This window comes from Candidatus Tisiphia endosymbiont of Piscicola geometra, assembly GCF_964026415.1.
In the GTDB taxonomy this organism is placed as follows: domain Bacteria; phylum Pseudomonadota; class Alphaproteobacteria; order Rickettsiales; family Rickettsiaceae; genus Tisiphia.
Genome location: NZ_OZ032144.1, coordinates 1,030,422 through 1,044,416, shown reverse-complemented (window position 1 = coordinate 1,044,416; position 13,995 = coordinate 1,030,422). Strand labels below are relative to the sequence as shown.

11 protein-coding genes and 1 pseudogene are annotated in these 13,995 nt (G+C 32.0%); 7 read left to right on the top strand and 5 right to left on the bottom strand.

The window, feature by feature from the left end; all coding sequences use genetic code 11:
- The first annotated feature begins 96 nt into the window (after positions 1-96).
- The 5 genes from uppS (at position 97) to AAGD26_RS04910 (ending at position 4,673) form a co-directional block, all read left to right on the top strand.
- Complete coding sequence (uppS, locus tag AAGD26_RS04930; RefSeq protein WP_341751339.1) at positions 97-786, top strand: polyprenyl diphosphate synthase; 690 nt, start codon at positions 97-99, stop codon at positions 784-786.
- The gene (locus AAGD26_RS04925; RefSeq protein WP_341751338.1) at positions 773-1,453 is read left to right on the top strand and encodes a phosphatidate cytidylyltransferase; all 681 of its coding nucleotides are present in this window, start codon (positions 773-775) and stop codon (positions 1,451-1,453) included. The genes uppS and AAGD26_RS04925 overlap by 14 nt, the downstream gene beginning before the upstream one ends.
- Positions 1,431-1,748 (top strand): FtsB family cell division protein, encoded by a 318-nt coding sequence (locus AAGD26_RS04920; RefSeq protein ID WP_341751337.1) that lies wholly within the window; start codon positions 1,431-1,433, stop codon positions 1,746-1,748. The genes AAGD26_RS04925 and AAGD26_RS04920 overlap by 23 nt, the downstream gene beginning before the upstream one ends.
- Positions 1,749-1,762: 14 nt before the next feature.
- The gene (locus AAGD26_RS04915) at positions 1,763-2,374 is read left to right on the top strand and encodes a ribonuclease D (RefSeq protein WP_341752320.1); all 612 of its coding nucleotides are present in this window, start codon (positions 1,763-1,765) and stop codon (positions 2,372-2,374) included.
- Between the two features lie 223 nt (positions 2,375-2,597).
- Positions 2,598-4,673 carry an ATP-dependent DNA helicase RecG gene (locus AAGD26_RS04910; RefSeq protein ID WP_341751336.1) on the top strand — a complete coding sequence of 692 codons (2,076 nt, stop codon included), beginning with the start codon at positions 2,598-2,600 and terminating at the stop codon, positions 4,671-4,673.
- Between the two features lie 4 nt (positions 4,674-4,677).
- Here the strand turns inward: AAGD26_RS04910 and AAGD26_RS04905 are convergent, their stop codons facing one another.
- Positions 4,678-5,748 carry a hypothetical protein gene (locus tag AAGD26_RS04905; protein ID WP_341751335.1) on the bottom strand — a complete coding sequence of 357 codons (1,071 nt, stop codon included), beginning with the start codon at positions 5,746-5,748 and terminating at the stop codon, positions 4,678-4,680.
- Positions 5,749-5,812: 64 nt separating this feature from the next.
- Complete coding sequence (locus tag AAGD26_RS04900) at positions 5,813-6,331, bottom strand: hypothetical protein (protein ID WP_341751334.1); 519 nt, start codon at positions 6,329-6,331, stop codon at positions 5,813-5,815.
- Between the two features lie 193 nt (positions 6,332-6,524).
- On the opposite strand from AAGD26_RS04900, the gene AAGD26_RS04895 reads away from it, so the two are divergent.
- Positions 6,525-7,247 carry an alpha/beta hydrolase gene (locus AAGD26_RS04895; protein ID WP_341751333.1) on the top strand — a complete coding sequence of 241 codons (723 nt, stop codon included), beginning with the start codon at positions 6,525-6,527 and terminating at the stop codon, positions 7,245-7,247.
- A gap of 37 nt (positions 7,248-7,284) precedes the next feature.
- Positions 7,285-9,366: a hypothetical protein gene (locus AAGD26_RS04890; protein WP_341751332.1), complete on the top strand. Its 2,082-nt coding sequence runs from the start codon at positions 7,285-7,287 to the stop codon at positions 9,364-9,366.
- 223 nt (positions 9,367-9,589) lie between these two features.
- Here the strand turns inward: AAGD26_RS04890 and AAGD26_RS04885 are convergent, their stop codons facing one another.
- The 3 genes and pseudogenes from AAGD26_RS04885 to AAGD26_RS04875 form a co-directional block, all read right to left on the bottom strand.
- Positions 9,590-10,627 carry an IS630 family transposase gene (locus AAGD26_RS04885; RefSeq protein WP_341751303.1) on the bottom strand — a complete coding sequence of 346 codons (1,038 nt, stop codon included), beginning with the start codon at positions 10,625-10,627 and terminating at the stop codon, positions 9,590-9,592.
- Between the two features lie 168 nt (positions 10,628-10,795).
- Positions 10,796-11,179: a PD-(D/E)XK nuclease family protein gene (locus AAGD26_RS04880; protein ID WP_410520640.1), complete on the bottom strand. Its 384-nt coding sequence runs from the start codon at positions 11,177-11,179 to the stop codon at positions 10,796-10,798.
- A gap of 327 nt (positions 11,180-11,506) precedes the next feature.
- Positions 11,507-13,984 (bottom strand): annotated as a pseudogene (locus AAGD26_RS04875) (UvrD-helicase domain-containing protein); the annotation flags it as partial.
- Between the last annotated feature and the right edge of the window lie 11 nt (positions 13,985-13,995).

The following is a 13,995-nucleotide window of genomic DNA, read 5'->3' as shown; positions in this document are numbered from 1 at the left end:
TATGTTCATTAATGGCATTTCTGTGTTATTATATAGCTAACCTGAGCCATAGTAATGGTGATAACTTCGAGTCATCCCAGCGTATATACAATAAATATGAATACAATCAACAAAGTAAATCATTTAGCCATTATCATGGACGGTAATGCAAGGTGGGCTTTAGAAAAAGGCTTACCAAAATCTGAGGGACATAGAGCAGGTGCTAATAGAGTAAAGAAATTATTACCAGATTTTATAGAACTTAATATACCTTACGTGACACTTTATACTTTCTCATCAGAAAATTGGCGTAGGTCAAAGACTGAAGTGACATTTTTACTAAAATTATTACGTTATTATCTAAAAAATGAGACTACACTACTACACGAAAACGGAGTCAAAATAAAAGTTATCGGTAGATTGGATATGTTAGATAATATGTTACAAAAACAAATCCATGATGCTATAGAATTAACAAAACATAATAATAACATAACTCTTTGTATTGCTTTTAGTTACGGCGGGCGAGCAGAGATTGTTGACGCATGTCAGAAAATCATCAATTCTAGTAAAACACAAATTAGCGAGAATGAGTTTGGTAATTATCTATATGATCCAAGAATGCCTGATGTAGATTTGTTAATTCGTACTGGTGGTCTATGTAGAATCAGTAATTTTCTACTATGGCAAGCTGCCTATGCTGAACTATATTTTTTACCTAAATACTGGCCTGACTTTAACAAACAAGATATACTAGAAGCGTTAAACGATTATTCAAAAAGAAAAAGGAATTTTGGTGCTAGATAAGAGGTCTAATATAGTAGTAAGAATATTATCAGCCCTAGTAATAGGACCAGTATTTATTATAGCAATAATGTTCATTAAGTCATTATTTAATATAGTTATGTTATTAATTGCCATAATTATGTTATATGAATGGTATCAAATGACAAAATCGTCCTTTTCCCATATATTACTGGGCTTTGTTATCATTCCCATTCCCACTATATCTTTAATAATAATTGCTACTGAAGATAAAAATCGATGGCTATTATTACTATATTTCATTATAATATGGTCAGTTGATATATTTGCTATGATTGGTGGGAAGAATATAGGCGGACCTAAGCTGACCCCCAAGATTAGTCCTAACAAAACTTGGAGTGGATTAATCATAGGGGTATTAGCTAGTGGGCTTACAGCATTTTTATTAAGTTTAGTACCTAGCTTTGACTTACCAACTGACTATTTATTAAACAAACGGCACTTAATTATAGCAGCTATTTGTTTAGCACTAATAGCACAAATGAGCGATTTATTTATTTCATATTTTAAGCGTAAATTTGCTATAAAAGATACTGGTACTATAATACCAGGTCATGGCGGTGTTCTAGACCGATTTGATAGCATAATTCTTACCGCCCCAATATTATTTTTATTATTAAAATATTATGAATTATCAATATTTTATTGATTCAGTTAAAAATTCCAAAAAGATAATATTTAATGTTTTGCTATCTTTATTATTAGCTTATTTTATCTTCCATTCTATTTGTGGTAATAGAGGGATTATTGCTTATTTTACATTAAATCAACGACTCGAAAAAACCTATAGTGAACTAGAAAATTTAAGGGCAGAACGCATTGAACTTGAACATAAAGTAAAACTACTTAGACCAGAATCTCTAGATAGAGATATGCTTGACCAAGAAGCAAGAAGAGTTCTAGGGGTAGCGTCGCCAAAAGAACAGGTTTTTACCATAAAATAACTTAGGAGGTTATTATCAGTATTATAGTTTTTCAGAATGATCTCCCGGAAGATTTTAATATTGCAGGAGACCTAGCAATCGATACAGAAACGATGGGGTTAAACTTACATAGGGATAGGTTATGCCTTTTGCAACTGAGTAATGGAGATGGTAAGGCTTACTTAGTAAACTTTATTGACAAGAATTACGCAGCACCTAATTTAAAAAAACTATTGCTTGATAAGAATCGATGCAAAATATTTCACTATGCTAGATTTGATTTAGCAGCAATAAGAAAATATCTTGGAATAGATTTGGAGAACATATTTTGTACAAAGATAGCTTCTAAACTAGTTAGAACCTATACTGATGCTCATGGTTTAAAAGACTTATGCCGCGAACTACTTTCAGTCCAAATTTCTAAACAACAACAGTCTTCCTATTGGGGAAGGTTTGATCTTACAGCTGAACAAAAAGAATATGCCGCCAAAGACGTCCTTTACCTACATCAACTTCGTGCTATCTTGCAAGATATGTTACTGACCGAAAATAGGTTAGATATTGCAAAACAGATTTTTAAGTTTTTACCTATTAGAGCCAACTTAGACCTAGTAGGATGGAACGATATTGATATTTTTATGCACTAAACTCTAGATGCTGTAAATAAAATATAGTTATTATTGACCTGAGTTCGATGTAACAAATTAATATACTCTTCTGCTCCTACGAATTGTTTTTTGAAAATATCATGGACTCGCAGGCGTAACTATACTATATGTATGCTACGCCTGCTCACCATTCATTTTCAAATCCAATTTTTCAAATCATTTGAGTATATTACATCGAATTCAGGTTAATTAAAAAAATAATATGTTAACTATCAATAAGTTTTTTTTCTTACCAATTAAATCACGTATTAACGTTGGTGATAATATAATTATTGGACTTAAAAGATTGGGAATAATCAATTTAAGAGATTTGTTATTTTACCGCCCTACTTCTTATCAAGTTAAAATAATTTCACCAAATTTATCTTCACTAAAAAATGGTCAGTTAATTCAAACTGAAATAACAATAGAAGAAGTGCTTGTGCCTAAGAACAAAAAACAGCCTTTGAAAATCTTAGGATACAATGAGACCGGCTCAATTCTGCTGATATTTTTTAATAGACCATCTTATTTTATTCTAAGTAAACTTACAATAGGCAGTAAACATACAATTAATGGTAAGGTACAAGTTTTCTCTAGCTTACCTCAAATAGTCCACCCAATATTTATTTTGGATCAAAAACTTACCAGCCCCCTAGAACCAATATATCCTTTGACCTATGGGATAATTAATAAGCAACTTTATTCCTATATAATAAAGGGGCTTGATTTGTTTGAGAAAGAGTGGTGCTGTATTCCTGAGAGTTTTCAAGAAGTAAAGGATTATACTAAATCATTATTAGAAGATTTAAAAACTTTACATTTATATCAGGTTAAAACTAAGCCATTAGAAGAATTACATACTCAAGCTTTAAGACAATTGGCAGAAAAAGAACTTTTTGCTAACCAAATTTCATTACAATATCTCCGCCAACAAACAAAATTAAAACAAGGCAATTCATTTGCAGGGTCTAGTCAGCTACAACAAGCAATACTTAAGACATTAGGCTTTGAACTCACACCTGACCAAAAGAACGTGATTGAGGAAATTGCAAAACATCAATTATCTCCTACAGAAATGATGTGCTTACTCCAAGGTGATGTTGGTTCTGGTAAAACCCTAGTAGCTTTATTGACAATGGTCACTGTATCATACCATAAATTTCAAGCTGCACTAATGGCCCCTACCGATTTATTAGCAAACCAGCATTACCAATTCTTTGTTAAAGCCTTAAGTGAAACCGGAATAAGGCTTGGTTTACTTACTGGAAAAATATCTACCAAAGAACGAAACAAAGTTCTATCAAGCCTAGAAAATGGAGATATTGATATATTAATTGGCACTCATGCATTATTTCAAGAAAAAGTAAACTTTAAAAATTTAGGTTATATCGTCATTGATGAACAGCATAAATTTGGTGTACAACAACGGTTAGATTTAATTAATAAAGCCTCTCATCCCGATGTTTTGGTGATGACCGCAACCCCTATTCCTAGAAGTCTTACTTTGACCATGTTTGGAGATATGGATATTGCTAAATTAACAAGCAAACCAAAAAATCGACTACCAATTATTACTAGCATATTGCCAAAGACCAAGCTAAATGATGTAATCTCAGTTTTAGATAAAAAGCTAAAATTTGGAGAGAAAATTTACTGGATATGTCCCCTTATCGATCAAAATGATGAAGAGTTAACAACACAGGCAAAAAATACAGGATTAACCGACATCAACACTAGACTAGTTACCATTGAGAATGCCTACCCTAACATTACAGGTACTATACATGGTAAAATGAAAAATGAGCAAAAAGATATGATTATGCACCAATTTAAGAATGGTAATATTAAAATCTTGGTTGCTACAACTGTAATTGAAGTGGGTATCGATGTACCAGAAGCAACCTTAATAGTAATAGAAAATGCTGAACAGTTTGGTTTAGCTCAGTTACATCAGATAAGAGGTAGAGTTGGACGTGGAACTTTACAATCTCATTGTATTCTTCTATATGATCCTCAAAAATTAACTATGGTTGCAAAATCTAGATTTGAAGTGATGAGAAATAGCAATGATGGTTTTTATATAGCAGAGCAAGATCTTCTCCTAAGAGGTAGCGGAGAAATATTAGGAACAAAGCAAAGTGGTGAAATAAGATTCTTTTTCGCTGATCTAGCTAGAGATTTAGACCTTTTAACTAAAGCCAATAAATTAGCAGAAGAAGGTTCAAAAGATCATTCTGAACTCTCTCTACTTCAAATAAAATTATTTGCTAGAGTAGAGTTTAATGAATTGAACTAGCAGTTCAATCGTTATTCATTCTGAAGTTATATTTAGCAGAATATTCCCACATAGGATTCCAATAGGATTCCAATAATATTTTACTAGCTTCTATACTATCTACAATAATGCCAAATTGTTGTAATGATGTTGGGTAAAAATTATGACTACCAAAATAAAAAACTTTGTCATCTACTATCCAAAACTTATTATGGCTTCTTGCATTGGTATTGATAATATGATTATAACTTATATAAGCAAGATGGAGATGCTGTTTTAATTCTTGTGCGGCTATTTTACTCTCAACATGATAATTAGAAACTATTGTATTAAGTATATAATCATATAAATATTGTAAATCTACATGATCTGAGTAATTAAATCTGAATAAGTTGCTGGTCACTATATATGTATCTACTGCATTATTATGTATAGCATATGCTATTGCTTGAATAATATTACCATTAACAGTACTAATTGGTGGCAGTATTTTATTTAGCAGTGGATAATTACTCTCTTTAAAAAATAGGGCTTGTTGGCTAATTTTGATAGAGCGAGTAGCATTTTTTAGAGCAAATACCCTTGCAATTTCTGATTGATCAGCATCATCACCAATGCCAACTCCATTGTTCAATTTACTAATAAACATTGCCTGTACAGGTAATGAACTATTAACATTAAATTCGTTATTTAAGGAAATAGCTTTAGCACATTTTGTTGAAATATACCCCTTCTTATATGTATAACAATGGTTTACTGCTATAGCTCGATGATGTTGTACATATTTCCATAATATATTAGCATAAGTTGTTGCCCCATTTACAACAGGTCCAAATATTTTAATATTGGCATCATTAATTGGCTCTGCTTGAGTGTAATCCTGACCAAATAAATTTTCTCCACCAGTGATTAATATATTACCATCCACCGCAATAATTTTGCCATGATTCCAAGAGAGATCAAGAGAGATATCATGTTGTTTCTCCTGATTTCCACAATTGGATTTAAATGTACATGACCTAATATTAGCAATTGATATAATTAGTTTATTATTGGCTGGTAATTTAGAAATAATATTATTTAAATAGCTTTTCATCCATTCAGGTGGAACTTCTTTATACGTACCATATAATAAGCGTATAGTTATAAAATGAGGAGAATTAATGCTTTTTTTTACCTAGTGTTATGACAGCATTTTGCAACATAGCAGTAAATGCTCCTGAACTAAAGTAATCTTTACCGAGAGTTGTAATATCTACAGATGTAGTGGCATTAATAATTGTGTTATACATAGTGTTTAACACATTATATGCATTTGTTAAACATAATGTTCTATTATCCAAAGTAAAATCAGCCGTTTTACAAGTACTGATTCCGCGACAATCTGATTGAGTACGGCATGTTGGGACAAAAAATTGTGCATCTATCACGTTATCTGCAACTGGCGTAAGCCCTTCTCCATATTCTTCTAAAGTAGCACCCCAAATATTTGGTGTTTGCAGTAACCAATTATTTGGTATTAAATAATTGGTTGAAGGTTTATTATAGGTAATATTGTTGTAACTTGGAGATGTTATCAATAAATGTTGATATATGCTATCAATTGACAATGGCTGTGCCAAAGCGGGTTTAATCGTAAATAATAAAATTAATAGTTTAATAATTAATATATTCTTCATAGTCATTTAAACATACAAATTTGAATAATAAGAATCCTAGCAGAAATGCTAATTGATATCTAGGGGGAATTTAAAAGTCGGTCTTGTAACATTACTAACATATAGTTATCTTGAAATCTATAAAATGGCATGTTATAATTTTACTTTCTGGTCTTAGTGTTCGATATAAATTAATATATTATATGTTATAATTATGGCTAACGTTTTTTTTAATGGTCCTGCCGGTCGGATCGAAGGGCTTTATACTAAATCTAGTAATCCTAAAGCTCCGATTGCTTTATTATTACATCCACATCCGCTTTACGGTGGTACTATGAATAACAAAGTGATTTACAATATATATAAATCATTAGTAGCTAATGGGTTTACAGTACTCAGAATTAATTTTAGGGGCGTTGGACGTTCCCAGGGAGAGTTTGATAATGGTATTGGCGAAATGACTGATGCTGCAACAGCACTTGATTGGCTGCAACTTAACAACCCTACTAGCAGTCTAAATTTGATAGCGGGGTTTTCTTTTGGAGCATGGATAGCCATGCAACTAATCATGAGAAGACCAGAGATTAATAATTTTATTGCGATATCTCCGCCAGTGAATAAATATGATTTTTCGTTCTTGTCTCAATGTCCTATTTCTGGCTTTGTAATACAAGGTGACAATGATAGTATTGTACCCGAAGAATCAGTGCTTGAATTAGTAGATAAATTATCTAAGCAAAAACATATAACTGTCGATTATAAGATTATCCAAGGAGCCGATCATTTTTTTCGGAACAAACTTGGTGAATTTACCCAAGCAATTAATGATTACTTACAATTAAGGTTATTGAATCATCAGGTTACGCATTTAAAGAAGGATTTTTTTACTGAAGAAAATTTAGCAAACAAACCGCTACAAAAAGTTTTCTTAGATTAACTGCAATTAACAATTAATTATAAAGAGTTAGATTTTTATGGCAACAAACCAAGAAGAAATTAAACAATCTTTACATACCCAATTATTTACAACTTTAATAAAACTTACAGAGTCAAATGGTAAAGATCAAGTTGTAAATGATAGAATCTCTAAAAAATGTGAAGAACTTGCTAGTAGTGTAATAGCACTCGCTCAAGAGCCATCAGACTCTAATATTGATTTGTATAAAAAGAAAATGCAGAAACTTACACATTCTAAATACATTGTAAGTGAAATATTAAAGGTAATAAAAGAAGCATTTCCTGGAGATCAAAATCAAGTACTAAGAGAGCTAATAGATATCCCGCTTATAGATGTGTTAGCTAAAGAAAACAAACCAGCACGTCCAAAAAAGCTAGAAGAATCCAAAAAAGATCCGCTTGAAACTATGCTACGAGATAGAATAACGGTTAAAAATACAGAATTTATAAAAAAAGGTAATAAGCAAGCTGGTGTATCTGCTGGATATATTGCTAAGGAAACCGCAACTGGTAATACTTTCATGTTAAAACGTTTCTATAAACAGCATAGGAGTTGTTTAGATCTACAGGGAGAAAAACAGCAACAGCAAGCTTTAGCAGATCGGGATGATGGTGTGCGGGAGTTAATCGGTTCTTCTATGTATCAGTTTTTATTATATGATCGCACCCCTAAAGAGGCATTAGTAGTATCTGATCAGGTCAATTCACCATCAATTGCTATACGTTCTAAATTTTTTAATAACGTGGTGCAGCTTGCAGAGTTTGCTAGGGGTACTTATACTACTAGCGTTGGAGCAAATAATAAAAACTTAAAAAAATTAGACGGTTTGGAAAAAGTCATTGCTGCTTGTCATATGTTAGGAGAATTGGATTATCATGCCGGTAATTTGATGGTGCAGGATGGGAAGACTGTAACTAAAATAGATCACGGTAGATCTTTTGAAATGTTTCACCAAGATTTTGGTGCTATGATTGAGGCAACACATAAAATGTTTTCAGAGAATGCAGTTAACTATACTGAAGCTATTAAGGCAGGTAATTTATCGTTTAACATTGAAAAATATAGTAAAGCATTAGCACAAATGACCAATCAGTTAAATGATCAGCAAATAGATGCTATAATTGATCAAAAAGTTGATGAGTTGAAAAAACATGGGTTCTCTCCAGAAGGTCTCATTGTAGCAGCTAGATTTGAAGGTAATAAATTTGAATTAAAGCAAATTAATGATTTTAATGAATTAAGTATATTTTATAAAGAGCATATCAAGGAAAATCTCAATAATATGAAAGAGATAGCAAGAGCAGCAGACACAGTAGCTAAATTTAGTAATGTACCTCCTGAATTTAAAAACGGTCAGTGGTTAGAAACTTTTGCTAAATCTCCTATTAAAGACCCAGTAGCCTATGCAGCTCACCATAATATTGAAATTGAAGGAAAAAGTGCTTTACAGTGGGCTAGCGAACATGATTATCAAATTAAAGTGCCTGCTCAACCTGTAACAACAACTGTTCAAGAACAACAATGGCAAAAGAGTCAAGATGGTAAATGGCAAGAGGTAGAAGTCTCAATGCCGAAGGTTCAAAAAAGTGTAACAAGTTTGAATCCAACAGAATATGTTGCAGATATAGACAAACGTCTTGAATCTTTTGGAAAGAAAGTTGAGGATTTCATAAAAGAAACAGTAACAGCAAGTAAAAAGATTACTATAGAAAAACTAGAAAGGTTTTACGACAAATTATTAACCCATCTAAACAAAGAAAAACACCTTACTGATGAGGATGTTAAGGCAATACAGAACGATCTGCGTTATAAAGAGAATATTGTAGCAACAGCTCACTTAATGGAAATGACGATCCCTAATTTAACTGTTGCAGATAAGATGCGTTATAAGGTAGCAAATTTTTGTGAGAAAATAGGACTCTCTAGTTTATCGAAGCATTTGATGCATAAAATTACTCCTGAAAAATTGGCTAAGATAGATGACACAGAAAAGGTTGTAGCTGAAAGCCTAAAAATTAAAGAAATATTGTTAGAACCCAAAGTAAAACTTGTAACGGTAAAATCTACACCAAAAGCTAGAATGGCTAAAGTAAGATAAACAAAAGACCTTGCAGGGTATACTCAGATAGAAAATCAAGAATTGTGTTATCATCTTCAGGGATCGTAGGTCAGAGCTATCGAAAGTTCGAAGAGGAAGAGGTTTTAGAGTTCATCATGGCAGTTTAAAAGTTATAGAAAAATAACCAAGGTCATTGCGAGGAGGAGGCGATGGAATCGCCAACGCGGCAATCTTGTGAAATAGGGACAAGTATTATACTCAATTAACCTGAAGAGTTGGCAAAATGATTAAAAGTTATAGTCTGAAATTGGTCAGTTATAAGAGTAATCAAATTACCTTTGTATTTATCAATATTAGCAAAAAATCTATCTATAGCTTCTGAGAATTGAGCAAAATTATGGTAAAATTTATTATTTGTTACAATTCTATGCATAAATTTCCATAATCGTTCAATCGGATTAAGATTAGGGCTATAGGAAGGTAAAAATACTAATTCTATTTTGCTATTTACTAGATACTCCTTTACTTTCTTTGACTTATGATACCCAGCATTATAACAAATCAAATATATCTTCTCTTTATTAGGATTTTCTGCTTCTAATTTTTGTAGAAAATTGATTATATAATCACCGTTTACTTTAGGATTATCTGTGCTAACTAATTGCAAATCAGATAAATTAATTGCTCCTATTAAATGCTTCCTTTTCCAGCCACTAAATGTTGGTAAAGTTTTATTTTGATTCTTTCTGATCCAACCATAACGGGCTTTTGTTTGATACTGAGGATGAACGCTATCCATAAAATATATAGCTTCTTTAGCCTTGAGAGTACCTTTTAACAAACTATATTCTAGCTTAAATAGTTCTTGCTTATCTATATCAAGCTTGCCGGGTACGATCTTTGGCTTCTTATATACAAAGCCTAATCTGATTAATAGTTTTGTTACTCCTGCTATTGTATAGGTAACACCGTATTTTTCTTCTATGTAATTGCTGATATCTTTGGCATAAACATAATTACATATTTCTAAATGCTCTATTAACTCTTTCTCTTCTAGCTCACTTAGCTTACTTGCACTAACACCGGTAGCTGTCTCTAATTTATTAAATTTTTGATAATCTCTTACATGCTTTCTTATAGCTTCTTCACTTAACAGCAATGCTTCTGCTATTTCTCCATAGCTCCAACCTTTATCATACAGCAAAACTGCCTTAATTCGGTCACATACTCTCCTATCTCGTTCATTACCATGACCTGACTTCAGTACCGTTCTTTGTTCAGATGTTAAAATATTTCCCATTATCATATTCTAGCTTCTTTCTTCTCTTCCTTCAACTCTTCATTTACGAGCAGTATACTCAGCCAATTCTGCAATACGAAAGACTGGTATTCGAAGATTTTAAGATAATTTGCGGAACTAAATCTCTCACTAATTTTGTCATATTACCTGTGTATTATTGGTTAAAGGTTAACCAATCGTCATAAAATTGGCATTTTCTAGCCATAAAATTTTGCAAATAATTTCATTGTTAGGATATAGTTTTGCTACTATATGTCGGTAAAAATTCAACTGATCAATATAAGATTCCTTAACTAATTGACAGGTTTTAGGTGGACTAGCATCGGATTTATAATCAATAATGGTTATTTTCCCTGTATCAATGGCAAGTAAATCAATTCTTCCTATCTTAACCTCATCATTTAGAGTTGTCCCTATCGTCACTTCAGTTTTTAGCTCTTGGGAAATAAGTGCCATAAATTCTATATTATTCAGTAATTTATCAATATTGCTATGAATCTTTTCTTGCAGAGTTGTTGGTAACTTGTGAATAAACGGATGTTTATTCATCATAGAAAAATCATTGATCTTTGTGGCATCTTCTAGAATTTTATGAAATATCTTACCATATTCCAAATGATCATTAACTATAAGAGGAGAATTGACTGAATAATTTTGCTTTGTATTTTTGGTGATTTTATTAATTAAAAAAAGGTTTGGTATCCAATCTTCAATGTCATTTCGGTTGCCTTCAATGTCATCCTGCTTTGGTGCGGGATCTAGAATATCTAAAGCACCTTTTTGGTCTATTTCTTTAGATTCCTGCCCATTTCCACTTCCTTCAATAACTGATTCATAAACTATAATACCATTTTCCTGTACCTTCCCGTGCATATTCATTGTTCTGGCAACCAACTCATACCAACAATTTTGTGGTAGCTTACTACTTGACTGATAACCACATATCACTAAATGGTCTTCGGCTCTAGTCATTGCAACATAAAGTAGTCTAATATATTCTTGTAAGTCTTTTTGTTGCTCTTTTTCTTTGAGAACTTTAAAGAATTCTGGGCTATTGGCTGATTGAGTGGTAGAGAACACTTGATTTTCGTCCCAAATGAATTTATTACTATTAGTTGGTACTGAACTAGTATCGCACAGAATAACAATAGGTGCTTGCAGACCTTTAGAAGCATGCACGGTCATAATTTTTATCTTACTTGACGATTCTAAATTTCTTTTAATCTCAATTTTGTTATTTTCAAACCAATAAACAAAGCTTTGCAATGAGCTATCTATATTATTAGCATAATTGCTACTCAAATATATCAATTCATTTATTACATCATTGCTATCAAATCCATTAGCCTCAACTAAAACCTTTCTAACATCCAAACAATCGACAATAAGTGAAAAAAAATTCTCACAATTTGTAACCTTGTATAGCTGCAAGAAATGACACAGTTTCTTATATATACTTGCATAGTTTGAGACAGTTTGCAGGTAACCCCAAATAGAATTCTTACCTCGAGAAATTGCAATAGTTTGTAGCGCCTGTTCACTCATACCAATTATTGGTGATTTTAACAGACTAGCCAAATTCAAATCATCTTGAGGTAGTAGTACAAATTTCGCTATGCTCATTAAGTCTAATACTGACAAATTTTTATTTAAAGTGATCCGATCAACATCTTCTACTGGCAAACCATGTTGCTTAAGACAGTTAATAATCTCAAAAATCAACTCATCTCTCTTGCGTACCAAAATCATAAAATCTGATTCTTTGACTGCGGAATTAGTAGCAGGCAGGATTCTTCTACTTGCTATTTGGCTTTTTATAAAACTAGCAATTTGTTGTGCAAGTAATTGCTGAGCAGATTTGGATTTATTATGTTCTTCCAGTAAAGGCCAAAACAACTTACTCTCTTTTTCATCCTTAACTAATGGCCAAAGTTCAACTCTACCTTTATGAGTTTGACGAAATGGCAAAATTTTAGGATTATCAGATGTAAATAATTGTGGAGTAGTATGTTTAATTTGTTGAAAAATTAGATAGACAATATCAATAATTTCTTTAGTAGATCTATAAGACCACTGGAGGGTAATATTTCTGAAATTTTTATTTGCATCAGATAGGTTTTTATACAAATTTTCATTAACATAACTAAAAGAGCTAATATCTGCTCCTTGGAAGCTAAAAATCGACTGTTTCTCATCGCCTACGACAAAAATAGTACTTTTTTGCTTAGTGCTAGAAGTAAAGTCTGCTATAATTGCAGTGATAATGTCCCATTGTTCCGGGCTAGTGTCTTGTGCTTCGTCAACAAGCAAGTGGTCAATCCCGCCATTAAGTTTATAAGCTATCCAATTTTTTGCAGCATTATCCGTTAATAATAACTGCGTAAGATAAATTAAATCATCATAATCAAGCAAACTATGCTGGGTTTTGTAGGAATCATATTTATCAAGAAAAATCTTTGCCAAGTTACGTAATGAATTTGAGTAATTCTCCATATCTTGCATTTTAGCTTGTTGATCTAGCTGAAAAATTTTCTCTTGAATATATTCAAGTTCATTCAATAACTTTGGGTACTTCATTGCCATAGATTTAGGCAATATATTCTTACGCTTAAGGTTTTCTTTAGTAAGAAAAAATTGTTGAATTTCTTGATCTAGGTCAATAGCTATTGAGTATTTTGCCAATAATTGCCTAGCTTGGTCATAAATACTTGATAATTGTGCAAAAATAGTTTGAGCATCGTACTCTACAAAATCCATTTGTTTGGCAAATAATTTCTTAAACTTAATTTTTTGCTGGATTATTTCAGAGAAAATATCATTGATAGTTGTTTCATGGAAACTTGTCAGAAAAAAACTAATCAGCTCATTATAAGTCGGATCTAAATAGATTTGGTTTCTTATTTTGCTAACAACCCCTTGTGCTGTAATCTCGTCAAGAACCTGAAATTTTGGATTAATGCCAACTTCAAAAGGAAATAATTTAAGCATCTTCTGACAGAAAGCATGGATAGTGTAAATATTAATACCATCTTCAGAGTTTAGTAGTCTGTTATATAAAGTTTTGGTATATTGCACCTCACTTTCTAAAGGCTCTCTAGTAAGTAATAAACCTAACTCTTCAGTTAATTTAGTGGTTTCGTTTGCAGCAAATTGAGCAAGTTTATTTTTAATCCTACTCTGCATTTCAAGGGTGGCTGCATTAGTAAAAGTTAAGCATAGGATCTTTTCAAATGGAACTCCCTTAATTAGTAACCGTAGCACCCTATCTGTTAAAATTTTGGTTTTGCCTGTACCAGCTGAAGCAGAAACCCAAACAGAATATTCTGGGTCAGATGCTTGTTGTTGTAATTCATTCATTTTATTTCTAT

What these genes read in the sequence shown, in the direction of transcription:
- AAGD26_RS04890 (WP_341751332.1), top strand. Translation starts at nt 7,285, where the DNA reads ATGGCAACAAACCAAGAAGAAATTAAACAATCTTTACATACCCAATTA.
- AAGD26_RS04920 (WP_341751337.1), top strand. Translation starts at nt 1,431, where the DNA reads ATGAATTATCAATATTTTATTGATTCAGTTAAAAATTCCAAAAAGATA.
- AAGD26_RS04905 (WP_341751335.1), bottom strand. Translation starts at nt 5,748, where the DNA reads ATGAAAAGCTATTTAAATAATATTATTTCTAAATTACCAGCCAATAAT.
- AAGD26_RS04895 (WP_341751333.1), top strand. Translation starts at nt 6,525, where the DNA reads ATGGCTAACGTTTTTTTTAATGGTCCTGCCGGTCGGATCGAAGGGCTT.
- AAGD26_RS04885 (WP_341751303.1), bottom strand. Translation starts at nt 10,627, where the DNA reads ATGGGAAATATTTTAACATCTGAACAAAGAACGGTACTGAAGTCAGGT.
- AAGD26_RS04900 (WP_341751334.1), bottom strand. Translation starts at nt 6,331, where the DNA reads ATGAAGAATATATTAATTATTAAACTATTAATTTTATTATTTACGATT.
- uppS (WP_341751339.1), top strand. Translation starts at nt 97, where the DNA reads ATGAATACAATCAACAAAGTAAATCATTTAGCCATTATCATGGACGGT.
- AAGD26_RS04910 (WP_341751336.1), top strand. Translation starts at nt 2,598, where the DNA reads ATGTTAACTATCAATAAGTTTTTTTTCTTACCAATTAAATCACGTATT.
- AAGD26_RS04880 (WP_410520640.1), bottom strand. Translation starts at nt 11,179, where the DNA reads ATGATGAATAAACATCCGTTTATTCACAAGTTACCAACAACTCTGCAA.